Source organism: Bacillus sp. BS98, from assembly GCF_008432245.1.
GTDB lineage: Bacteria > Bacillota > Bacilli > Bacillales > Bacillaceae_G > Bacillus_A > Bacillus_A toyonensis.
The window spans coordinates 4,203,366-4,227,304 of sequence record NZ_CP043830.1; the positions used below are offsets into that span (position 1 = coordinate 4,203,366).

General features: G+C 36.8%; 24 protein-coding genes. 5 read left to right on the top strand and 19 right to left on the bottom strand.

The window, feature by feature from the left end:
* Positions 1–10 precede the first annotated feature (10 nt).
* The 3 genes from F0362_RS21815 to ruvA are packed head-to-tail and all read right to left on the bottom strand — an operon-like array spanning position 11 to position 1,832.
* Positions 11–211, bottom strand: coding sequence for a DUF2905 domain-containing protein (locus F0362_RS21815; protein ID WP_000136158.1), 201 nt, complete (start codon positions 209–211; stop codon positions 11–13).
* Positions 208–1,209: a Holliday junction branch migration DNA helicase RuvB gene (gene ruvB / locus F0362_RS21820; RefSeq protein ID WP_000344470.1), complete on the bottom strand. Its 1,002-nt coding sequence runs from the start codon at positions 1,207–1,209 to the stop codon at positions 208–210. The genes F0362_RS21815 and ruvB overlap by 4 nt, the downstream gene beginning before the upstream one ends.
* A gap of 5 nt (positions 1,210–1,214) precedes the next feature.
* Positions 1,215–1,832 carry a Holliday junction DNA helicase RuvA gene (gene ruvA / locus F0362_RS21825; RefSeq protein WP_000464514.1) on the bottom strand — a complete coding sequence of 206 codons (618 nt, stop codon included), beginning with the start codon at positions 1,830–1,832 and terminating at the stop codon, positions 1,215–1,217.
* 188 nt (positions 1,833–2,020) lie between these two features.
* Between ruvA and F0362_RS21830 the strand changes: the two genes are divergently transcribed.
* Positions 2,021–2,965, top strand: a complete 945-nt coding sequence (locus tag F0362_RS21830) for an iron-hydroxamate ABC transporter substrate-binding protein (protein WP_098009303.1) — start codon at positions 2,021–2,023, stop codon at positions 2,963–2,965.
* A gap of 11 nt (positions 2,966–2,976) precedes the next feature.
* Here the strand turns inward: F0362_RS21830 and F0362_RS21835 are convergent, their stop codons facing one another.
* The gene (locus F0362_RS21835) at positions 2,977–3,507 is read right to left on the bottom strand and encodes a BofC C-terminal domain-containing protein (RefSeq protein WP_000871206.1); all 531 of its coding nucleotides are present in this window, start codon (positions 3,505–3,507) and stop codon (positions 2,977–2,979) included.
* A 433-nt stretch (positions 3,508–3,940) separates the two neighbouring features.
* Here F0362_RS21835 and F0362_RS21840 point away from each other — a divergent pair, with 433 nt between their 5' ends.
* Complete coding sequence (locus tag F0362_RS21840) at positions 3,941–4,384, top strand: hypothetical protein (protein ID WP_002039655.1); 444 nt, start codon at positions 3,941–3,943, stop codon at positions 4,382–4,384.
* A gap of 33 nt (positions 4,385–4,417) precedes the next feature.
* Here F0362_RS21840 and F0362_RS21845 read toward each other — a convergent pair whose 3' ends face one another.
* From F0362_RS21845 to nadB, 5 genes are all read right to left on the bottom strand, one after another.
* Positions 4,418–5,065: a YhcN/YlaJ family sporulation lipoprotein gene (locus F0362_RS21845; protein ID WP_001093525.1), complete on the bottom strand. Its 648-nt coding sequence runs from the start codon at positions 5,063–5,065 to the stop codon at positions 4,418–4,420.
* Positions 5,066–5,245: 180 nt separating this feature from the next.
* Positions 5,246–7,315: a spore coat assembly protein ExsA gene (gene exsA, locus F0362_RS21850; RefSeq protein ID WP_149889954.1), complete on the bottom strand. Its 2,070-nt coding sequence runs from the start codon at positions 7,313–7,315 to the stop codon at positions 5,246–5,248.
* A 224-nt stretch (positions 7,316–7,539) separates the two neighbouring features.
* On the bottom strand, positions 7,540–8,646 hold the full coding sequence (gene nadA, locus F0362_RS21855; protein ID WP_000025287.1) for a quinolinate synthase NadA: 1,107 nt from the start codon (positions 8,644–8,646) through the stop codon (positions 7,540–7,542).
* A gap of 30 nt (positions 8,647–8,676) precedes the next feature.
* Positions 8,677–9,510: a carboxylating nicotinate-nucleotide diphosphorylase gene (gene nadC / locus F0362_RS21860; RefSeq protein WP_001092204.1), complete on the bottom strand. Its 834-nt coding sequence runs from the start codon at positions 9,508–9,510 to the stop codon at positions 8,677–8,679.
* Positions 9,511–9,529: 19 nt separating this feature from the next.
* Positions 9,530–11,059 (bottom strand): L-aspartate oxidase, encoded by a 1,530-nt coding sequence (gene nadB, locus F0362_RS21865; RefSeq protein ID WP_001138523.1) that lies wholly within the window; start codon positions 11,057–11,059, stop codon positions 9,530–9,532.
* A gap of 155 nt (positions 11,060–11,214) precedes the next feature.
* Between nadB and F0362_RS21870 the strand changes: the two genes are divergently transcribed.
* From F0362_RS21870 to F0362_RS21880, 3 genes are all read left to right on the top strand, one after another.
* Positions 11,215–12,357 (top strand): IscS subfamily cysteine desulfurase, encoded by a 1,143-nt coding sequence (locus F0362_RS21870; protein ID WP_000973768.1) that lies wholly within the window; start codon positions 11,215–11,217, stop codon positions 12,355–12,357.
* A complete protein-coding gene (locus tag F0362_RS21875) occupies positions 12,357–12,899 on the top strand; it encodes a transcription repressor NadR (protein WP_000812272.1) in 543 nt (180 codons plus the stop codon). The genes F0362_RS21870 and F0362_RS21875 overlap by 1 nt, the downstream gene beginning before the upstream one ends.
* Before the next feature lie 79 nt (positions 12,900–12,978).
* Entirely contained in the window at positions 12,979–13,626 is a 648-nt protein-coding gene (locus tag F0362_RS21880; protein ID WP_000510706.1) for an MOSC domain-containing protein, read from the top strand.
* Between the two features lie 110 nt (positions 13,627–13,736).
* Here the strand turns inward: F0362_RS21880 and pheA are convergent, their stop codons facing one another.
* The 10 genes from pheA to F0362_RS21930 all read right to left on the bottom strand — a co-directional run bounded on the left by pheA (position 13,737) and on the right by F0362_RS21930 (position 23,935).
* Entirely contained in the window at positions 13,737–14,588 is an 852-nt protein-coding gene (gene pheA, locus F0362_RS21885) for a prephenate dehydratase (RefSeq protein ID WP_000621713.1), read from the bottom strand.
* Positions 14,589–14,684: 96 nt separating this feature from the next.
* Complete coding sequence (locus F0362_RS21890; RefSeq protein WP_001026357.1) at positions 14,685–16,598, bottom strand: ABC transporter permease; 1,914 nt, start codon at positions 16,596–16,598, stop codon at positions 14,685–14,687.
* 49 nt (positions 16,599–16,647) lie between these two features.
* On the bottom strand, positions 16,648–18,561 hold the full coding sequence (locus tag F0362_RS21895; RefSeq protein WP_149889955.1) for an ABC transporter permease: 1,914 nt from the start codon (positions 18,559–18,561) through the stop codon (positions 16,648–16,650).
* Complete coding sequence (locus tag F0362_RS21900) at positions 18,536–19,312, bottom strand: ABC transporter ATP-binding protein (RefSeq protein ID WP_000114529.1); 777 nt, start codon at positions 19,310–19,312, stop codon at positions 18,536–18,538. The genes F0362_RS21895 and F0362_RS21900 overlap by 26 nt, the downstream gene beginning before the upstream one ends.
* A 93-nt stretch (positions 19,313–19,405) precedes the next feature.
* The gene (locus F0362_RS21905; RefSeq protein ID WP_001197403.1) at positions 19,406–20,488 is read right to left on the bottom strand and encodes a HAMP domain-containing histidine kinase; all 1,083 of its coding nucleotides are present in this window, start codon (positions 20,486–20,488) and stop codon (positions 19,406–19,408) included.
* Positions 20,478–21,185, bottom strand: a complete 708-nt coding sequence (locus tag F0362_RS21910; RefSeq protein ID WP_000276708.1) for a response regulator transcription factor — start codon at positions 21,183–21,185, stop codon at positions 20,478–20,480. Before F0362_RS21910 ends, F0362_RS21905 begins: the two co-directional genes overlap by 11 nt.
* A gap of 213 nt (positions 21,186–21,398) precedes the next feature.
* Positions 21,399–22,685: a GTPase ObgE gene (gene obgE / locus F0362_RS21915; RefSeq protein ID WP_000497121.1), complete on the bottom strand. Its 1,287-nt coding sequence runs from the start codon at positions 22,683–22,685 to the stop codon at positions 21,399–21,401.
* The gene (locus tag F0362_RS21920) at positions 22,685–23,233 is read right to left on the bottom strand and encodes a sporulation initiation phosphotransferase B (RefSeq protein WP_001003572.1); all 549 of its coding nucleotides are present in this window, start codon (positions 23,231–23,233) and stop codon (positions 22,685–22,687) included. The genes obgE and F0362_RS21920 overlap by 1 nt, the downstream gene beginning before the upstream one ends.
* A gap of 63 nt (positions 23,234–23,296) precedes the next feature.
* On the bottom strand, positions 23,297–23,587 hold the full coding sequence (rpmA, locus tag F0362_RS21925; protein WP_000944957.1) for a 50S ribosomal protein L27: 291 nt from the start codon (positions 23,585–23,587) through the stop codon (positions 23,297–23,299).
* Positions 23,588–23,590: 3 nt separating this feature from the next.
* Complete coding sequence (locus tag F0362_RS21930) at positions 23,591–23,935, bottom strand: ribosomal-processing cysteine protease Prp (RefSeq protein ID WP_001973720.1); 345 nt, start codon at positions 23,933–23,935, stop codon at positions 23,591–23,593.
* Positions 23,936–23,939 lie beyond the last annotated feature (4 nt).

The following is a 23,939-nucleotide window of genomic DNA, read 5'->3' on the forward strand; positions in this document are numbered from 1 at the left end:
CACCTATTTCTTATTTGAATCGATTTATTATATACATAATAAAAGATAATGCAATACTTAACACAATACATGTAATGATAGGAAAATAAAAGGTAACGTTACCTTTTTTCACAAAAATATCGCCTGGAAGCCTTCCAATGAACTTCCAAGCTAAGCCAACAACAATGAGTAAGATACCTGCTGTTATAAGCAATTTCGGTATCTCCGTCATACTTTTGGCATCTCCATTCCGAAATGTTCATACGCAAGTGGCGTTACGATTCGGCCTCTTGGCGTTCGTTGTAAAAAGCCAATTTGTAATAAATACGGCTCATACACATCTTCAATTGTATGAGATTCTTCTCCAATCGTTGCCGAAACTGTCTCTAATCCAACTGGGCCACCACGGAATTTCTCAATTATACCGAGCAATAATTTATGATCAATATGATCGAGTCCTAATTTATCTACCTGCAGTAGTTCTAATGCCATTTGTGTAATTTCCATTGCAATTGTTCCGTCGCTGCGAACTTGTGCGAAGTCACGTACACGTCGTAATAAACGATTCGCAATACGAGGTGTACCACGGGCACGTCTTGCAATTTCTAGTGCGGCTAACGAATCAATTTCCACTTCGAATACTTCCGCTGTACGTTCAACAATCGCAGAAAGCTGATCCACTGTATAATACTCTAATCTTGAAAGTACACCGAAACGGTCACGGAGCGGCGCTGATAATGCTCCGGCACGTGTTGTCGCTCCAACTAATGTAAATGGAGGTAAATCTAAACGTACAGACCGTGCTGACGGTCCTTTTCCAATTACGATATCAAGGCAAAAATCTTCCATCGCAGGATATAGTACTTCTTCAATTGATCTATGCAAACGATGAATTTCATCAATAAACAATACATCTCCAGGCTGAAGTGCTGTTAATACCGCTGCTAAATCTCCTGGTCTTTCAATTGCGGGACCTGACGTCGTTCGAATGTTAACACCCATTTCATTGGCAATAATATTCGCAAGCGTCGTTTTACCAAGTCCAGGTGGTCCATATAAAAGTACGTGATCTAACGTTTCTTCACGCATTTTCGCCGCTTCAATAAACACTTCTAAATTATGTTTCGCTTTATCTTGGCCAATATACTGACGGAGCGTCTGTGGCCGTAATGAATACTCTAAATCCGCATCTTCGTATCCAGATTCCCCTGAAAGGAGACGTTCGTCCATTATACTCACCTCTTACCATTTAGTAAAAGACTAAGTGCCTTTTTAATATATTGATCCGTCGTTAATGATTCTTTTAATAACTCTGGTACAACACGAGAAACTTCCCGTTCTGCATAACCAAGTGCACGCAGTGCTTCCAGTGCTTCATCAAGTTCAACTGAGGAACCTTTCTTCTCATCAAAACTTTCAACATCTGAGAACAAATCAACAAATGCATCTGGTACAACATCTGCTAGTTTTCCTTTTAAATCTAAAATCATTTGGCGCGCTGTTTTCTTTCCGACGCCCGGGAATTTCACTAAAAACTTCTCATCTTCATGTTCAATCGCTTGAACGACCTGTCCTGTTTGACCAGAAGCTAAAATCGCAAGAGCGCCTTTTGGCCCAATGCCAGACACACCTAACAATTTTGTAAATAATAAACGCTCTTCACGTGTTTTAAACCCGTAAAGTGCCATAATATCTTCTCTCACATAATGATATGTATAGACACGGATTTCTTGCTTACTTCTTTGAAATACATACGGATTTGGTGTGAAAATTTGGTACCCAATTCCATTATGGTCAATTACGACATATTCCGGTCCTACATACTCCACGTAACCTGTAACATATTCAAACAAAATACGATCTCTCCCTCTTAAATCATGTATTCCATTTTAACATATTTAATGATAGAAAAGCGAGACTACCCCAACAAATGTTCTCCGTTTAAAACTTCTGTTATTTTCCATTGACAGAAAAGATAAAGCACCTTAATATACAGGAGTCGATAATGATTATCAATACTAATTAAAGGGGTTACATCAGGATGAAACGTAAGTTATTTATTTTATTAACTATTATGCTAGTCGTTCTTTCTATCGTTGGCTGTTCTTCTCAAAAAGAAGCGTCAAAAGCAAAAGAACAACCGAAAACAAAAGTTGTGAAACACGCTAAAGGGGAAGCTACAATTCCAGTAAATCCAAAGAGAATTGTTGACTTATCTGGATCAACAGAAGAGTTATTACTTCTTGGACACAAACCTGTTGGTACAGCAAATACATATAAAGATAAAATCCAAAATCACTTAACAGACAAGCTAGATGGCGTAAAAGCAGTTGGCTGGTACTGGGCACCTAAAGTTGATTTAGAAGCTGTTACAGCTTTAAAACCGGACTTAATTATTTTAAATAATCGTCAATTAAAAATTTATGATCAATTAGAAAAGGTTGCACCGACTGTTGTTCTAGAAACAAACTTAGAAGACTGGCGCGGTAAGTTTAAAGAAGTAGGTAAACTATTTGATGAAGAAAAGAAAGCTGACAAATGGATTGCCGACTACGATAAAAAAGCAGACTCTTTATCTAAAAAAATTAAAGAAAAAACAAAAGATGAAAACTTTATGTTTGTCGCAGTTACACCACAAAACTTCCGTGTATACGGTAGCTTCGGATACGGTGACATCATCTTTAACGACTTAAAACTTCCAGCAACAAAAGGTACAGATTTAAAACAAACGATGGCGCAAGTATCATTAGAAGGGCTTGTTGCATTCCAACCTGATCAAATGTTTATTGTAAGCTTCGGCGGCGAGGCTGATAAAGTGTACGAAGACTATAAAAATAGTGCTGTTTGGAAAGACAATAAAGCAGTAAAAAACAATCACATATATGAAGTATCGAATGAAATCTTCAATACGAAAGCATTCAATCCAATCGGAAAAGATATGCTAATTGATGAAATCGCAAAAGAAATTTTAGCTAAAAACAAGTAAGAAAAAGCAGCTCACCATGAGCTGCTTTTTTTCTTATTTTGCACTGCATATTGCTTCATTTTTTCAATCGTCTTCACAAAACTTTCTTTTGATTTTATACGAATACCACGTTTCAATTTCGCACGCTCATAACTCTCAAGTTTTTTCATATCAATTTGAAAGAAAGAATGAATCGCATTATCACTTTTTGGTACACCCTTGAAAATTTGTAATATCCCTTCCTCTGAAACACCAAAATAGCCGCTCGTCTTCAATAACGGAGAAATATCGTCCACTTTCTTTTGCAATACAATTTGTACATCATCACGATCAACGAGTTGCCATTCTTTATATTGCTGTAAAAACTTTTCTAAATCCGCTACTTTTTCTGTAAATATTTCTTCACTTACTTCTCCATCAACATACATACGCTCTAATAAAATTGTAACTTCAGATTCTTTTTCTGTTACTTCTGGTACTGGTCCTTCCGCCCTCACACTCGTTTCATAGGCTAAACAAAACATCATCACGAAAGCTTGCACTGCAATCAGTATCCATTTCATTTCCGTTCACCTCTTTTAGGCAAAATCAAACTTTCATTAGTAGTTTTGCCGAAAGTGGAGGTTTTATCCATATAAACAACCACATTACATTTCTCTCAAAAATAAAAAAATGCAGATAAGGTTTTATCCTTATCTGCATTAGCATTTGTTTTTATATAAAATGAAAGACGCCTGCAAGCAGGCGTCTTGATGCGTTTACGGCGAGAGACCAGGCGACCACATTCGCGTGTTTAGCACTTAAGCATATCTCTCGTCTTACGTAAATTAGCTCATCGCTTTGCTAATATAACATTAATAACGTATAAGTGCAACATTTTTATAACAAATATTTTATTTTCTCTTTCACCCAAACGAACTTTATGTAAATTATAAATTGATAAATGTAATATATATATTACGATTAATGTAACAGCGAAATCATAATAAACAGGAGATGGATATTGTGAAAAAAATAAAGGATGAACGTCTCATTCTGAAAACATTAAAAAACATACGTATTGCCTTTCTTTTTCAATCACTTGGTATAATTGGCATTTTAGGCTATATCGGATTCACTGAAGGAATGGATCAAATTACGAAATCTCCATTATGGTTATTATTTATCCTTACAAGTATCGTACTTAGTTATTTACAGTTAAGCGTTTCTATCGATGTAGAAGAAGGCGAAAAGGATATAAAGTTAACTCCTTATTACAAAATTATTTTACGCTCTCTTATTGTAGGAACTATTATAGCCATTATTTATATCATTTTCAGTCCAGAAAGACCTCTGTTTGAAGCACTTCTAACAGGTAGTATTTTCTTCATATGCTTTTTAATTTCTTATTCCGTTAGTTATTTTATTAAAAAACGTCGTTTACAAGATAACGATGAATAAAGAGGAAGGGCAACCCCTTCCTCTTTTGTTTTTCTATCGCACTGTACCAGTTAAACCGTAACGAATGTCTCGGAACATATTTCCTATGTCACGATTAAAATCATTTGTAACTGTACCGTTACGTAGACGCGTACTCATTGCATCGACACGAGTAAACATATCATTTCTTACAGAAACATATACGTTTCTGTTTCCAACTTCATTTGAAACCGCTTGACGAATTTCGTTCGCCATCGCCGTTTCATTTGTCGCTGTGTTACGTGGTTTTACTGCAATCGCTACGTCGTTTCCATATACAACCGTAGACACGCGGTCTACGTTATTCATACGTTTCACACGATTTGTAATTCTTTCTGCAGTTTTACCATCATTGTTAATGTATGAATTGTTCATTGTAATATTACGAGTTGGATGCGGATTAGCAATTTGCCCGTTGTAATTTACATCACGGTAATAATTATTATATCCTGTATCGTTACGACCGTTTCTATATGTTACATAATCTGTATAACGATCGTTACGCGCTACATTATCACGATACTGATGTGTATCATTATAAGATGTACGCTCGTAATTGTAGTTACGTCCATCCATCGCATTGTTATCTTTTGGTGTACCACATGCAGCTAATGCACTGGTAACTAACAAAGAAGCAGCAATCACTTTTACTTTCGTATTCAATACAAAAACCCCCTCTGTTAGAATGAACTTCTCTTCTGAAAAGCTCCCTCTTATGATGAGTAACAGAGAAGGTTTTTACACTGTTAATATTTCACTGGGAATTTTCTAACACTTGATGTAAATCTTCCGTTTTCAAAACAATTCTACATACAAAAAAGGTGGGAATAATCCCACCTTTTTTTAAACTTCTTCTTCGTCCTCTTCTTCTGCGACTGGCTCTCCAAATACATTTGGTGGATCTGGTTGATAATACATCGTCCCTGGCTGTGGTGCATATGCAGACTGCGTTGGTTGATAATATAAAGGATTAGCGTATTGTGGTCCCCCAGGCTGCGGACTATATAACCTACTCTCTCCTCCGCATCCACAATCTTCCTCACCTTGTATGAGTGGCGGCATATTGTTATCCATTGGCATCATATTTGAATTTGGCATAGACGTATACTGTGGTCCAAAAGGTGCCCCTTGCTGATATGGCATATTGTAATATGGGTTTTGTTGTTGATAATATGGATTCGGCGGCATCATCGGCTGTTGATACGGCATTTGATATGGCATCATATTCGGTGGTTGATTGTTATCCATGATCGGCATCATATTTGGCATTTGATTGTTATCCATGATCGGCATCATATTCGGCATTTGATTGTTATCCATAATCGGCATCATATTCGGCATTTGGTTATTATCCATAATCGGCATCATATTCGGCATTTGATTGTTATCCATAATCGGCATCATATTCGGCATTTGGTTATTATCCATAATCGGCATCATATTCGGCATTTGATTGTTATCCATAATTGGCATCATATTCGGCATTTGGTTATTATCCATAATCGGCATCATATTCGGCATTTGATTGTTATCCATAATCGGCATCATATTCGGCATTTGGTTATTATCCATAATCGGCATCATATTCGGCATTTGATTGTTATCCATAATCGGCATCATATTCGGCATTTGGTTATTATCCATTATTGGCATTATATTTGGTGGTTGGTTGTTATCCATTATTGGCATTATGTTTGGTGGTTGATCGTTATCCATTATTGGCATTATATTTGGTGGTTGATTGTTATCCATTATTGGCATTATATTTGGTGGTTGATTGTTATCCAGCATTGGCATTATATTTGGTACTTGAATATTTGGCGGTATGACTTGTGGGATAACCACATTTTCTTTCGATACATTTGGTGATACTATGCTTCCTACATTTTCTTTCTTCACTTGCGGCGATACTATATTCCCTACATTTTCTTTCTTTACTTGCGGCGACACTATGTTTCCTACATTTTCTTTTTTCACTTGCGGCGATACTATATTCCCTACATTTTCTTTCTTTACTTGCGGCGATACTATGTTTCCTACATTTTCTTTCTTTACTTGCGGCGATACTATGTTTCCTACATTTTCTTTCTTTACTTGCGGCGATACTATGTTTCCTACATTTTCTTTTTTTACTTGCGGCGATACTATGTTTCCTACATTTTCTTTTTTTACTTGCGGTGATACTATATTATCCTTTTTCGTTTGCGGAGAAATGACGTTGTTAGGTTTCATTTTCGTAATTTGCGGAGCAATTAACTCGCTTCCTTTTTTAATTACATCTGAAATTTTATATTCTTTTTTCGTTTTTATTGGCGGTTGCGGCGGCTGTGGTAATACATTTATCGAAAACTTCGTATTTTCTTTTTCCGCTGGTTTTTGTTTTTCTATAACAGGTGGCTTTTGAATAACAGACGGTTTTTCAGCTGGTTTTTCTTTTTGAATTGGCTGTTCTTTTTGCACTTCTTTTTGTGGTTTCACCTGTACTTCTTTTTGCGGCTTCACTTGCATTTCCTTTTGTGGTTTTACTTGCACTTCTTTTTGTGGTTTTATCTGTACTTCTTTTTGCGGTTTTACTTGCACTTCTTTTTGTGTTTGTTGCATAGCGGGCTGCTGGGTAATTGGTGCCGATTGATACGTAACTTCTTCCTCATCTTCTATTCCAAGCGGCGTTGGTGTTGCTGCAAATTCTTTTTGTTGCACTTCTTTTACGTATTGCTTTGGAGGTGCTGATCCTGCTCCAGCTTGCTGTTTCACGTGGACGCCGTTTGATGGTACTTTAATTTTCATACCTGGCATGATTAAATCTGGATTACTAAGCTGTGTATTTGTTTTTTTCAGCGTGTCAAAATCCACTCCGTACTTTTTCGCAATTTTCCAAAGGGTATCCCCTTTTTGCACGATATGAATTTTCAAATTTTCCCCCTCCTGTATAACTTATCTATAAGTAACAAATCTCATGAAGTAACCCTTTCTAAATAACATTAACTTCTTTTCACTTTTATCACTTCTTCTATTTTCAATATAGTTGGAAGTGGAATAGGCATAAAAACCACAATGATTTCTTCAAAACAATGTATGCCCATTTCGCTCTCGTTATGATTATATGTATGAAAAAAAGCAACGGTATTCCCGTTGCTTTAAACACGCTCTAACATACGATTTAATGCGAGAACTGCTTCTTTCGTTACTTGTTTGTCTACGCCAATAACGTTAATCTCTTCTCCGCCTTCTATCGTTTCAAGCACCCATAGTAAGTGAGGGAGGTCAATTCGATTCATCGTTAAGCACGGACACATAAATGGATTAAGTGAAACAATTTCTTTATCTGGATGTTGCTGAATAATTCGGTTCACTAAATTCATTTCTGTACCAATTGCCCATTTACTTCCAACTGGAGCTGATTCAATCATATCAATAATGTATTTTGTTGAACCTGCATAGTCTGAAGCGGCTACAACTTCATAGCAACATTCTGGATGTACAATAATATTCATATCCGGATGATTTTTCCGCACACTTTCAATATTTTTCACTGTAAAGTTTTGATGAACTGAACAATGTCCTTTCCATAAAATCACTTGGATTTCTTCTATGTTTCCATCGTATTCTAATGAATCTGTATGTGGATCCCATACCGCCATTTTATCTAACGGAATACCTAAATCGTGCGCTGTATTTCTTCCTAAATGTTGGTCTGGTAAAAAGACAAGACGCTCTTTTTGTGTAAACGCCCAAGAAACCATTTGTTTTGCATTTGAAGAAGTTACTGTCGCTCCACCATTACGACCGCAAAACGCTTTAATTGCAGCTGTAGAATTTACATATGTTAACGGAATCATCGTATCTCCAAATAACTTCGTGAGCTCTTTCCACGCTCTTTCTGTTTGTTCAATATCTGCCATGTCCGCCATTGAACAACCTGCGCGCATATCTGGTAAGATGACAACTTGTTCATCTGTCGTTAACATATCTGCTGTTTCTGCCATAAAGTGCACACCACAAAACACAATGTATTTTGCTTCTTTATTACTCGCTGCAACTTGCGCAAGCTGAAGTGAGTCCCCTGCTGCATCAGAAAATTGTACAACTTCATCCTTTTGATAATGATGCCCTGGAATAAATAACGTTTTCCCCATTTTTTCTTTAATTTCACGAACACGCTTTTCCATATTTTCCATTGACATTGTGTAATAACGCTCTGGTAACATCGTTTCAATTGGCTGTACTTTTTCTAAAATACTCATATACCTTTCTCCCCCTCTAAGCCACTTTCCTTACGCTTCAATATTGAAACTAATATCAAGTGCTTTCACTGAATGTGTTAACAATCCAAGTGAAATATAATCTACCCCTGTTTTTCCATATTTCGATAAATCTTCAACTGTAATGCCACCTGACGCTTCCGTAACAATGGCGCTTGGCACAATCTTTGAAAACTCTCGAATTTCATCTGGCGTACGGTTATCAAACATAATAATATCCGCACCGGCTGCTACTGCCTCTCTCACTTGCTCCTCCGTTTCTGTTTCCACTTCTACTTTCACCATATGTCCTAATTTTTCTTTCACCGATGTAATAGCTTTTGTAATAGAACCAGCAAACGCAATATGATTGTCTTTAATCATGACACCGTCATATAAACCGAAGCGGTGGTTAAATCCACCTCCGCACACGACTGCATATTTATCAAACATACGTAGCCCAGGCATCGTTTTTCGCGTATCACAAATGCGAGTATGACTACTATCTAACGCAAGAACCGCTTTACGTGTCATCGTGGCTATCCCACTCATACGCTGAATAACGTTTAATATAACGCGCTCTGCTGTTAATAACGAGGCAATTGGACCTTGCACAGTTGCAATGATTTCGCCTTTTTCTACAAGATCCCCATCTTTTTTATGAAGCTCTACTTCAATTCTCTCATCAATTAATTTAAATCCTGATTCAATTACTAAACGTCCTGCAAAGACCCCTGTATCCTTCGCAAGAAACGCTCCTTTCGAAAGCAAGTTATCTGGAAAAATAAGCTGAGATGTTACATCTCTTTCCCCTATATCTTCTAAAAAAAATCGATTTAATGCTTCTTTAACTTTTATCGTGTTCATAAAGCCCCTCTTCCCCTCATCACACAATTTGTAGTTTTCTCTTTACTCGAACAATCTCTTTCTTTCCTATATTTCTATCTGGATAATCACTCCGGTAATGCCCGCCAATACTTTCTTCTCTTTGCAAGGCTGACACAACTATAAGCTCACAAACCGTTAACATATTAATAAGCGTTATCTCTTCATTCGTAAGAACATCATGTTGTAATATCATATTTCGAACACCATACTTACTAAGCCATCTCTTCGCATAAGATAAACTGTGCTCTGTTCGCACAATCCCAACATATTTCATCATGCATTTTTGTATTTCTTCTTTCGTCGGTAAATGATTCAGAACGATAAACTTTGCTTCCTTTTCGGCTAGCATGTTCACCTTTTCTTTTGTCTCTCTAGATAAAATGTGTCGTCCGATTCTTTTTCCAAACACAAGACCTTCTAATAATGAATTACTCGCTAATCTATTTGCACCATGAACCCCGTTACAAGCTACTTCACCGACTGCGTATAAGTTCAGAATAGACGTCTCTCCATCACAGTTCGTTTTCACGCCGCCCATGTGAAAATGAGTACCGGGCACGATCGGAATAAGTTTTTTATTTATATCGACTCCATTTGTTTTACATATCGATGACACGGTCGGAAAGCGTTGTTCAAAGTTTTGAATCATTTCGATGTTTAAGTACACTTTTTCACCCGCAAGTAGCTGTTCATGAATAGCCCTAGCCACTACATCACGCGGGGCTAGATCCTGTTCAGGATGTATCTCCATCATAAAACGCTGTCCTTTTCCATTTATAAGGACAGCTCCTTCTCCGCGAACAGCTTCGGACACGAGACCGGAACAACGCCCACCCGCGTATAACATCGTCGGATGAAATTGTATAAACTCTAAATCTACAAGTTCCCCACCTGCGCGGTACACCATTGCAAGTCCATCGCCTGTAATTGTCTCATCATTAGAAGTAAAGGCGTATAAACCGCCAATACCGCCTGAAGCTAACACCGTATAATCTGCATTGTAACGTTTCAGTTCTCCTTTATTGTTGCGAGTTAAAGCCCCAACACATTTATCTTTTTCTATAATAAAATCGAGCACCATTTCCTGTTCCACTACCGTAACGTATGGAGCTACTTCTTGAATAAGATGCTCTAATAAATTCTTTCCTGTTGCATCGCCACCTGCATGTAAAATACGACGTTTTCGATGCGCCCCTTCTTTTCCAAGATGAGGACCTGTTTCATCTCCATCAAATTTCATTCCTCTTTCAATAAGGTTATTAATTTCTTTCGGTCCTTCCTCGACTAAATAACGGACCACTTCTTCATTGTTATAATGACACCCTGCTACTAACGTATCTTCAAAATGATCATTAGGATTGTCATATGCCGCTACCGCTGCGGCAATTCCACCTTGAGCTAAATGTGTATTATTATTACGTTTCGTCTCCTTTGTGATAATAATCACATTCTTTTCGTGACAAATCTCTTTTGCAACACGAAGTGCCGCAACGCCACTTCCAATAATTAAGACATCTGCACTTGGCATAATTGTTGCCTCCTACTTTACACTTTTCAACTGTCTTGACACCTATATTTACATAGTTTTAAAATAATGACAAGAGTTTTTTTATAATTCTTATTTTCACTACTACCATTTAAAAAGTAAAAGAAATGTAACTCTTACTAGAGAGAGGAACTTACATGATGATATATCTTGACTATGCAGCTACTACACCTATGAGCGAGGAAGCGTTACAAACATATATGAAAGCAGCTTCGCAATACTTCGGAAATGAACAAAGTTTACATGATATTGGAGGAACGGCTTCTTCTTTATTACAAGTTTGCCGAAAAACATTTGCGGAAATGATTGGAGGCAAAGAACAAGGAGTATTTTTCACAAGCTGTGGATCGGAATCGAACTATCTTGCGATTCAATCACTTCTAAGTGCCCGAAATAAGAAGCATATTATTACGACACCTATGGAACATGCATCCATTCGAAGTTATTTTCAATCTCTAAAATCAAAAGGCTATACGATCACTGAAATTCCTGTTGATAAAAGCGGACTCATTTGTTTAGTAGATTTAGAGGCAGCTATTACAGAAGATACTGTGCTAGCAAGTATACAGCATGGTAACTCTGAAATTGGGACTGTTCAAAACATAGCAGAAATTGGGGCCCTTTTAAAAACATATAATATTTTATTTCATACGGATTGTGTGCAAACGTTTGGTAAACTGCCTATCCATGTTTTTGAGATGGGAATTGATAGTCTTTCTGTTTCAGCACACAAAATATACGGTCCAAAAGGTGTCGGCGCTTGCTATATAAATCCGCAAGTTCGCTGGGCACAAATATTCCCGGGAACTTCTCACGAAAAAGGATTTCGCCCAGGCACAGTGAACGTTCCTGGCATCGCATCTTTTTTAACAGCTGCTGAAAATATATTGAAAAATCAACAGGTAGAAAGTTTACGTTTTAAAGAGTTACGATCCTACTTTTTAGAGGAATTACAAACACTTCCGCTAGAAATTGAAGTAGAAGGTCATTCTACTTCTTGTTTACCACATATTATTGGGGTTACAATAAAAGGAATAGAAGGTCAATATACAATGCTAGAATGCAACCGCCGCGGTATTGCCATCTCGACCGGAAGTGCTTGCCAAGTTGGTAAACAAGAACCTTCGAAAACAATGCTTGCAATTGGAAGAACGTATGAAGAGGCTAAACAATATGTCCGCTTCTCTTTCGGACAACAAACAACGAAAGAACAAATTGATACTACTATTCATGCACTACACACAATTGGAAATCAATTTTATAGAGGTGTTAAATCATAATGAAACAAAATGAACAAAAAAAAATTTTAGGTGAAGAAAGACGACAACTTATCCTTCAGTGGCTACTTGCTGCAAATGAACCGTTATCTGGAAACGAACTATCTAAGAAGACAAACGTAAGTAGACAAGTTATTGTGCAAGATATCTCCTTACTAAAAGCAAGAAACGAGCCAATTATCGCAACTGCTCAAGGCTATTTATATTTAAAACCACAGGAGAAGCAACAGGCTTTTGAACGCGTGATTGTATGCCAACATAAACCAGCAGAAGTACGTCAAGAACTTACAATGCTTGTTGATCATGGCGTTACGATTAAAGACGTAAAAGTTGAGCACCCTGTATACGGCGACTTAACAGCATCAATTATGGTAAGTAATCGATTTGATGTAGAGCAATATTTACAAAAAATCGAAAATACAAATGCTTCCTATCTTTCGCAACTAACAGATGGTATTCACTTACATACAATTGAAGCAGATTCTAAAGAAAAATTAGACGCTGCTTGCGAGGCTTTAGATAAAGCAGGATTTCTCGTTTATTAATGTAAAGCACAGAGTTTTTATAATTCTCTGTGCTTTTTTAATGCTATAATATTGTAATCAATCGTAAAGGAGATCGAATATGGGAATTGAACTCGTTCACTTTAGTACTGGTAAACCGAAACAAATGAAATATGGCGAAGATAAAGAAATGATAACAGGTATATGTAAAGATCCTACAGAAGAGGCCTTTCTCTCAAAAGACGGATTTCGTGGTGATGACGTAGCGGATTTAAAACATCACGGCGGTCCTGATCGCGCTGTTTGTGTGTACCCACACGAGCATTACGCACTATGGGAAGAGGAATTTCAAACTACGCTTCCAGCTTCCACATTTGGCGAAAACATTACCGTAACAAATATGTTAGAGCGTGATGTTTGCATCGGAGATACATATCAGCTTGGTGAAGCAATCATTCAAGTGACACAAGCAAGAGTACCTTGTAGCACTATTTCAAAACGCCTCGGTATTCCTGGCATACTGCCGCGCATTGTAGCAACTGGATTTACTGGCTACCTATGCCGCGTTCTTCAAGAAGGTACTGTACGTAAAGATTCTAAAATCACATTGCTAAAACGTCCATCAAACAATGTATCTGTTTTGTTTTCTAACGAAATTTATTTTCATAATAGAAAAAATAAAGATGGCATTGAAAAGATTCTTGCTGTTCCTGAACTAGCCAATATTTGGCGTGGTCAGTTAGAGGATCGTCTTGCTAAGTTAAAGTAAAGAATCCCACCTATAAATGGTGGGATTTTATTTATCTATCAGACGGTATATTATCGACTGAAATTATATCGATTTAACTACAAAATACGACAAATACTCTCCCTTACCCTTTACAACCAATAAGAAGAATAGCTCCCCAGCACAGTAACAGAAAAACCGAGCGCTTCAAGTTCCATCGTTACGCCTGGCAATAATACGTCATCGTATGCTTTATCGACATCGATTAAGAAAAAGTAATTTCCGAGTCCTGTTTTCATCGGGCGCGATTCGATTTTTGATAAATTTAATTTTCTCCATGCAAAAGCTGATAACACTTGATATAGTGCCCCTGCATAATCTGCAGGTAACGTTATCATAAGCGTCGTTTTCTCCCCGCGGTTTTCTCCGTTATTTGAGAGTATTACTTTCTTTTTCTTATGGAGCACTAGGAAGCGTGTATGATTGTTTTTATGCGTATGAATGTCACGTCTTACAATTGTTAATCCGTATTTTTCTGCGGCTGCTTCATTTGCAATGGCAGCGATTTTTTCTTCAGGATGTTCTTTCACATATTGTGCAGCAGCACTTGTTGATGTCATGTCTCGAACAGTTACCCCTTTTAATTCTTCATTTAAAAACTTATGACATTGTGCGATAGCATGCGGATGTGAATGCACTGCATATACTTCTCCCCACACTTCTGCATACTGCGGATGTACGAGTAAATGTTGCTGAATTGGTACTGTAATTTCTCCTACAATAGAAAGTGGTCGCTCATGCACGAGGTAATCGACCGTTATATTTACTGAACCTTCTATTGCGTTTTCTAACGGTACGACTGCGAAATCTACACTTTCATTTGCGGCTGCATCTATACAATCCGGAATCGTTCGATACGGTACATGCTCTGCTTCCGGAAAAAAACGACTCACCGCCATATTTGTAAATGTTGCTTCTGGTCCTAAATATCCTACTCGAATCATCGTCTTTTCCCCTCTTTTTCGTTTTCTTACTGTTATACCATACTTTTTTATATTCTTCTATGTAAATTTCGAATATTAAAAAAAGACTAGCATCCGCTAGTCTAAATGTTTCTTATATTCTCTTTGAGCGAAGAAGAAATAAACGATGCATGCAGCGATATAATACAGAATAAACAAGCCTACTTTTCCTAATGATCCATCCATAAAGAAAGTATTATGAAACGTATATAACGCAACTGCACTATGCATACTCCCTACTATAATTGGCGCAAAAAATAGCATACATAATTGCCAGCGAGAAATTTCCCATACTTCTTCCTTCGTCATTCCAAGTTTAGAGAGTGCACCATAATGCTTTCGGTCCGATGCAATATTATGAAACCATTTAAAATATACGATACTACATGAAGTAAGAAAGAATAATATACTAATGAATGAGCCTACAAATAGAGTAATATCGCCGCCTTCTTTCATATTTACATATAACTCCATATTACTTCGAAACGCATTATTATTATCTTGTTTCATATGTTTCCGTAAATCTTCATTTAATTTCTTCGTCTTTTCGATATTTGGTAATGTGTAGCCTCTATATATCATTTTTTCAGAATCGAGAACCTGATTTGCTATACTGTCAAAATCTTCATCATTCATAACGAAGAACAGACCATTAATGTACGAAGGGTGATAGTTAAATTGAACCCCTTCTTTCTGACCGTTAAATACGAATGAATATGGTTGACTCATTACTTGCAATTGAATCTCTTTTTGATTATATACATTCGAATTATTGTATTTATTATAATAAACGAGTGTCACTGTACCTTTTTTAGGACGATACATTTTCTTTTTTTGTTTCCTCGCTTCTTGGTTATATTCACTTTCCTTTATAAGCGGTGCTATTGTTGTTTCTCCTTTATTAGACCGAAAGGATGCATACACTCCAACAAAACTCATATATTGAAAATCATCATACCCGTATTGATTCAGTAATTTTTCAACCGCACCTTCCTCAAAGACTTCATGAGTAGAAATACCTTTTTCTATGTATGAAAACGAGTGTACCCCTCCAGTTCGCCACATATCTTGCATGCTAGAAAAATATAAGAACACCGTACCTGTTGCCGTAACTACAAACGTCGTTGCCATAGACATCAGAAAGAAAAAGCGACCATTTTCTTTCATTCGATGTGACAATTGGTTTACTATAAATAAATACGGATATGTATACATAATCTTTTTATTTCGTTTTATTATTTCTAATATTTGAGCAGTTCCGTGTGTAAAAGAAAAATAAGTTCCGAAAAAGACAAGTATAGACACAGGAAAAAAATAGAATGCTATCGTTGGCATCGTCGCTTGTAACGCTAACGCATATCCTATACCTAAACAAATAAAACCGAATATACAAAGCCACATTGATGTTTTCTTCTCTTTTTTATCTGTTCGAAATTCTTTCAATAACCGAATGATTTTTATATTCCATATGCGTAAAGCACTTATAAAAGATAAGACAATAAAAACGACCATATATGTAACAAACGTTACCCCAATTGCTCTCACATCAAATATGACAGGGAGTTCTTTCGGAAGGCCCAGTAACATACTAAATACCATAAAAAAGAGTTTCAAAAAGATCATACCAAGCCCAACCCCGAAAATATTCGCGAAAATCCCGATTAATATTTGCTCGGTCATTATCACTCCTATTACGTTAGACTTCGTCGCTCCCATTAACATATATAACCCTAATTCTTTCTTACGTGCCTCTATGAAAATAGAAGTAGAGTACAAAATAAATATGACGAAAAAAGAAATGACTATAACATTACATATAATAAGTCCCCAGCGTACGTTTTGATACCACATCGTCTCCTGCATATACGGATGTACAATGACAGACATGTATGCAAAAGACGCAAATATCGCAAAACAACTGCTTAAGAAAAACACTTTATAATTACGCCAATTTCCTTTTATATTTTGCAGCGCTAGTTGCCGAATGTTCATCTATCGTCCCCCTATAACTTACTACATAAGCAAAAAGCTAGAGGTTTCTCTAGCTTTGCACGTGTTTCAAATATCCTCTTTGTGCAATCATAAAGTAAATCGCAGAAGCTATAACGTATGTTCCAATTACAATCGCACCTGATTTCCATAAATCAATATAAAGCATTTTTCCTAACGTATGAAGAGCAAATCCACTATGGATTGCACCGATTACAATTGGGATAAAGAAGATAACGCCCATTTGTCGAATTGCAATTTTACGAATTTCTTTATCTGTCATACCGATTCTCTTTAACGATTTAAATTGAATACGATCTTGTTCTTTATCGTTAAACCATTTAAAGTATGTCATACTACAAGCGAAGAAGAAGAACAGTACAGCTACAAAGAAGCCTATGAACATTGTAATTGCTCCTTGCTCTTTTATCGCTTTATACGCAAGGATGGAATTGTGGAAATTCTGTTGTTGTTCTTGCACAATTTCTTTCTTTAAGTCTAGTACAAGATTTTCTGTTTCTTTCCAATCTTCAATATAATACCCATAATATTTCGTCTTTTCTTCATCTGCTGTGAGCTGTGAATATTTTACAAAATCCTCATCATTCACAATTAAATAACTATCATCATTAAAAACAGACTTTGATACTGGATCATTTAGCTTAATATACTGTTTTTGTCCGTTCAATGTAAATTCAAATGGCTTCGTAAGATCCGGCTTGACAATATCATTCATCATATCAATTACAACCATCGTTGCACTTCCCGGCTTATTTTGCACTTCTGGCACGTTCTGTTTACGCGCTTCTTTATTATATTCCTTTTCAGATATAATCCCTAAAGGCATCTCATGTTCACCGTTAAACATCGTTACCTTTTGAGTTGCAGGAAGTTTTACATACGTTACTTCTCGCGCTTCTTCAAATCCGTGTTTTTTTATTAATTCTTTTGTTTTTCCTTCTTTTATAACATTATGCGTATTGATTCCCTTTTCCTCATACGAAATAGCATGCGGGGTACTAGTTACTGTCTTATAACTCATATCCTCAAAAAATACGTACAGTGTACCGACTGCTGAAGATACAACCGCCGTAATAATAGAAATTACAAATAGAAAGCGAGCATTATCTTTCATTTTATAAATAAGATTGCTAAGTACGAACATGTTTGGATATGTATAAAAAGATTTTTTTCGTTTTTGCAACGCCTTTAATACGACTGTACTACCTTGTGTAAACAGTAAATATGTTCCGCCTATCGTCAGCCCTACAATCGGTAAAAACAGCATGATAAAATTCATAAATGTCACTTGGAAGCTAAGCACATATGCGGCAATAATACATCCTATTCCTGCTACACATAACGATGTAAATGCAAAAGGTTCTACTTTTTGTTTTCTTGCTTCTCTTAATAAATCAATAATTTGCAAGCGTCCTACTGTCCAAACGCTAAACAATGATAGGATTAAAAATAGAATAAAGTATACACCCGCTGTAATAAAAACTGCTTTACTATTCCATACGAGTGGAAGTGTTTTATCTATTTTCAATATTACGCTTAATGCTTGGAAAAATAATTTTGAACAAAGCATACCAAGTCCAATACCTACTACAATTGCAATACTACCTAACATCAGTTGTTCTAATATAATCATTCGGCCAAGTTGATATTTCGTTCCGCCTATTAATGTTAATAGACCAAACTCTTTTTTTCTTGCTCGTAAAAATGTTGAATTTGCATATAAAATAAAGAGCGCTGAGAAGATGACTACAATATAATTCATCGATTCTAACCCTTTTGAAATCATCGTCTTCATACTAATATTACCGCTTACGACATCTGGATGATAAATGAAGGAAGCATACATGAAAAATACGACAATCGATAAACAACTACTAATAAGAAACGCTTTATAATTACGCCAATTTCCTTTTACGTTATTAAGCGCGAGCTGGCGAAAGTTCATGATATTCCCCTCCTAGCATCGCAAGTACGTCCAAAATTTCTTGGAAAAAGGCTTGTTTCGTTCTCCCTTTATGTATTTCTGAGAAAATTTCTCCATCACGTATGAAGAGAATGCGTTCACAATAACTAGCAGCTACTGGATCGTGCGTTACCATTGCAATTGTTACTTTCTTTTGCTCATGTAAATCTTGCAATGCACCCATTAATGATTTCGCTGACTTCGAGTCTAAATTCCCCGTTGGCTCATCTGCTAAAATTAACGTCGGTTCATGAATGATCGCTCTCGCAGCTGCTGCACGTTGTTGTTGTCCGCCTGATACTTCATATACCTTTTTATTTAATATTTCTTCGATGTTTAAAAACTTCGCAATTTCCAGTACTTTCGCATCGATTTCATTTACAGATTTTTTCGCCATTACAAGCGGTAAAATAATATTTTCTTTAATCGATAACGTATCAAGTAAGTTAAAATCTTGGAAGATGAATCCTAAATGTGTACGGCGAAACTCTGCTAATTTTGCAGCACGCATTTGATTAATTTCTTCACCATTTACAAGCACATGACCTGAAGTTTGCTTATCTATTGTTGCTAATAAATTTAAAAGCGTTGTTTTTCCGCTTCCTGAAGGACCCATAATTCCTACAAATTCGCCTTCTTCTATTTTAAAATTTATATCGTTTAAAGCAGTCGTCGCTACTGAACCTTTCGATTGGTACACCTTCGTTAATCCTTTTACTTCAAGAACACTCATTTCTAATCCCCCTATGTGTTTTCTTCTTACATTTACTATAAGAAAAATAAGAAAAAGAAACGAGTGATTTCCCTTACAAAACGTTTTGTTATCTTACAGTTTTGTCATTTTTCTCATCAATGTATGATATTCTTCATCTTTTGCAAATTGGAATGTGAATATCGTTCCTTCTCCTTCAGCCGATTGAACATACATTCCATGGTGTAAATTATCGCAAATTTCCTTCGTAATATATAAACCCATTCCAGTCGCTTCTCTCGTTTTACGGCCGTTTATCCCCGTAAAGAATGGATCAAATATACGTTTTATATCTTGCTCAGGAATACCAATTCCATTGTCCTTAATATGTAATAACACCTTTTGATCTTTCTCTTCAATTTGAAATTGAATTTCTTTTTTCTCTTCCTCTGAAATTTTTGTATACTTAATTGCATTTACAACAATTTGACCTATAGCAATACTTAGCCATTTTGTATCGGATGCAACCATACACGCCTCTTCTTCAAACATCACTTTCGGAAATACAGAAGATTGAATGAAAGATTTTCTATTTTCATTAATAATCCCTCGTACGACATCTATCACATTTACTACTTCTACTTTATAATCTTTCGCAAACTGCTCTAGCCTTGCCATATGTAACGCTAAATCTAAACCATTTAGTATGCGGTTATTTTCTTCACGAATACTTTCAACTGTCGCTCTCGCTTCACGATGCTCTTTACCAAATTTCTGCAATAACAATTCAATAACAGATACTGGTGTCTTCATTTGATGAATCCATTGGTTCATAAATATCATTTGCTGTTGCTCTTTCGCATGCTGTTTATGAACCTCATTCATATATTGCTGTCTTAATAGAGTAAAAGATTCAACGATCATCTCTTGTTCTGTCGTATACGAAGTATCAATAAGTAAAGAATCATGTAATGTATTTCCATCAGCAACATATTTTTCGATTCTCTTTAAAAAAACACTTCTTTTTCGGTAATCGTAAATGAGGTATACAGTAAACACAACTGTCCCTAATAAAAGTCCGTATAACCACGTACTCCAATCAATTGATCTTTTTTCTAAAAGACTTTGCAACTGCAATACGAGTCCAAATAAACAAAGACTTACAACATAAGAAAGAAGTAAAGCAAAGCGGTCTATGAGGTAACTTTTAACCTGCATGCCCTTCACTCCACTCTGTAAGAAGCGCATAACCGTATCCACGTTTCGTTACAATCGCATTTTTAATACCTAGCTCCTCTAGTTTCTTCCTTACGCGCTTTACATTCACAGTCAGTGTATTATCATCAACAAAAGCTACTTCATCCCACAGAGCTTCTAACAATTCTTCACGCGTTACATATTGATTCGCTTGTTTCATTAAACACTCTAATAAGTAAAATTCATTTTTTGTCAGCTCTGTTTGTTGCCCTTGCCACTCAACAACGTGTTGGGACGGGAATAACAAAAGTCCATTCACACCTAAACAGTCACTTTCTGCCGCAGAAGCATACTCACCATACCCACGTCGAAGTGCACTTTTCACCTTAGCCATGACAATATCTAAATGGAATGGCTTTGTAATGTAATCATCTCCGCCATTTTCAATTGCCATTACTTGATCCATTTCCCCTGTTCTTGCAGAAACAAAAATAATCGGCGCATTCGATACAGTGCGGATTTGACGACACCAATAGAAACCATCAAAATATGGTAAATTGATATCCAGTAATACGAGATGTGGATTCACTTTTACGAATTCATCTTTTATATGACGTAAATCAATTGCTCTAAATGATTGATAGCCATACCTTTCTAAATGCTCCTCTAATATTCCCGCAATTTTCTCATCGTCTTCTACAATTAATATTTTATACATGTTCTCTTTCTCCCCATAAATATTCTTCTAAAATTACTTCTTTTTCTATTATAAATTGAAAATTTAATTAGTGGGGATTTTTTCCTATCTTCGTAATTTTTAACTAGCAGCCTGATTCACAGCTAACTTCTTTGCTTCAGCTGAATTTTGAGGCGGGAATCTTACTACTTGCAAATAGCAGAATAAAAAAAAGACCGCCATACTTTGGCAGTCTTAATCGATAAATTCAAATTCATATTCAAGAATTTTTACAATATCTCCGTCTTTTGCACCACGTGCACGAAGCGCTTCATCAATACCCATTCCGCGCATTTGGCGAGCGAAACGACGTATAGATTCATCACGTGAGAAGTCTGTCATTTTGAATGTCTTCTCGATATCATAACCAGAAATAACAAACGTGCCGTCACTTTCACGTGTAATTTCAAATTTAAGACTTTCAGCATCAAATTTATACATTACACTCGCTTCAGACTCTTCGACAACATCGTACATTGGGAATTCTGGTGTTGTTTCTAATAAGTTCGCTACTTCAAATAGTAAATCACGAACACCTTGTTTCGTTACAGCTGAGATTGGGAAGATTTTTACTTCGTCTCCCACTTTCTCTTTAAATGCTTGTAAGTTTTCTTCTGCATCTGGCATATCCATTTTGTTTGCTACAACAACTTGTGGACGCTCTGTTAAACGCATATTATATTCTTTTAATTCATTATTAATTGTGACATAATCTTCATATGGCTCACGGCCTTCTAAACCAGACATATCGATAACATGTACAATTACACGTGTACGTTCGATATGACGTAAGAATTGGTGTCCAAGTCCGACGCCAGCATGTGCGCCTTCAATTAGTCCAGGAAGGTCAGCCATAACGAAGCTGCGGTTATCACCAGTTTCAACAACACCAAGATTAGGAACGATTGTTGTAAAGTGATACTCTGCAATTTTCGGACGCGCTGATGATACAACAGATAATAATGTAGATTTACCTACACTTGGGAATCCAACAAGTCCAACGTCTGCTAGCACTTTAAGTTCTAGAATGACATCACGTTCTTGACCTGGTTCTCCGTTCTCAGCGATTTCAGGTGCTGGATTCGTAGCTGTTGCGAAACGTGAGTTACCACGGCCACCACGGCCACCTCTTGCGATTACAGCTGTTTGTTCATGCGTTACTAAATCGGCAAGAATTTGACCTGTTTTTTCATCTTTTACTATTGTTCCTGGTGGAACCTTTACGATTAAATCTTCAGATTTACGTCCGTGCTGACCTTTACTCATTCCGTGCTGACCACGATCAGCTTTGAAATGACGCTGGTAGCGGAAGTCCATTAATGTACGTAAGCCTTCCTCAACAACGAAAACAACATCTGCGCCTTTACCACCGTCGCCACCTGCTGGGCCACCTTTTGGAACATACTTCTCACGACGATACGCAACCATTCCGTTACCACCGTCGCCGCCTTTTACATATATCTTGACCTGATCTACAAACATTATTTCACCACACTTTTTTCGATTGGTTGTAATATAACTGAGACTTCTTCGTCTCGTACTGTATAAGAAATGGAATACCATTTATTGTTTTGGTTCGCAAGCCAATTCTGTAGTTCTTCTACACTCGTTAGCTTACCACGAAAATCAAAAAAGAAACGAGCATTCTCCGCGTCACATTCAATTGTGATACAAACATAATTTTCAACATATACGTCTAAACTATGCTGAAGCATTGAGAAGAATTGATTCGCCCATGTACATACAGTCTCATCTAAGTGAGATAAGTTATGTAATTCTCCTAATACTTCGTACTCCAATAAGCACGGCTGCTGTTTCCAATTATATGTTAAAATCCACTCTGAAAATAAAGGCATTGATAACCCCATCAGATTGGATTCTTGTCTCGCTTCTTGGACAAAACGATCGATGAGCCGATGAATCTCTTCCACTTTTCCAAGGGAAAGGTTTCCTTTAACCATCTGCATACGATTGAGCCAATCATGTCTTGAATGACGCAACGCATCTATAATTGTCCATTTTTCATTCATTTAGATACCCCTTAATATAGAAAAACTCTAACCTGCACTCAGGTTAGAGTTTTCCGTGAGTTCTTATGCTTCTTGAGCAACAGGATATACGCTCACTTGTTTGCGGTCACGGCCAAGACGCTCGAAGCGTACTACGCCGTCAACTTTCGCGTATAAAGTGTCATCGCCACCACGACCAACGTTAACACCTGGATAAATTTTTGTACCGCGTTGACGGTAAAGAATTGAACCACCTGAAACCGTTTGACCATCTGCGCGTTTAGCACCAAGACGTTTTGACTGAGAGTCACGACCGTTCTTTGTACTACCTACACCTTTCTTAGATGCGAAAAACTGAAGATCTAATCTTAACATACGTTACACCTCCTGCACTTTTTCTATTAAACGGATATACTTTCCGTAATCAAGTTCGATCGTCTTTAGCGAAACAACTAATCCTTCTAAAAGCGTTTGAGCTTTTTCTGCTGCATGAACGTCTAAATCATTAGGCAATTCATACGTTAAGAATCCACCATCGCTTCCGAGTTCAATAGTTGCCTGCACATTACAAAGCTCTTCCACTGCATTTATAGAACCAAACACAACCGCTGTAGTTCCAGCACAGACAAGGTCTTGTCCATGTGGCGCATAATCGGCATGTCCAGTCATTTTAAATGATTGGATACTTCCTAATTTCGTGCGACTTATCGTAATTTTAATCATGTTA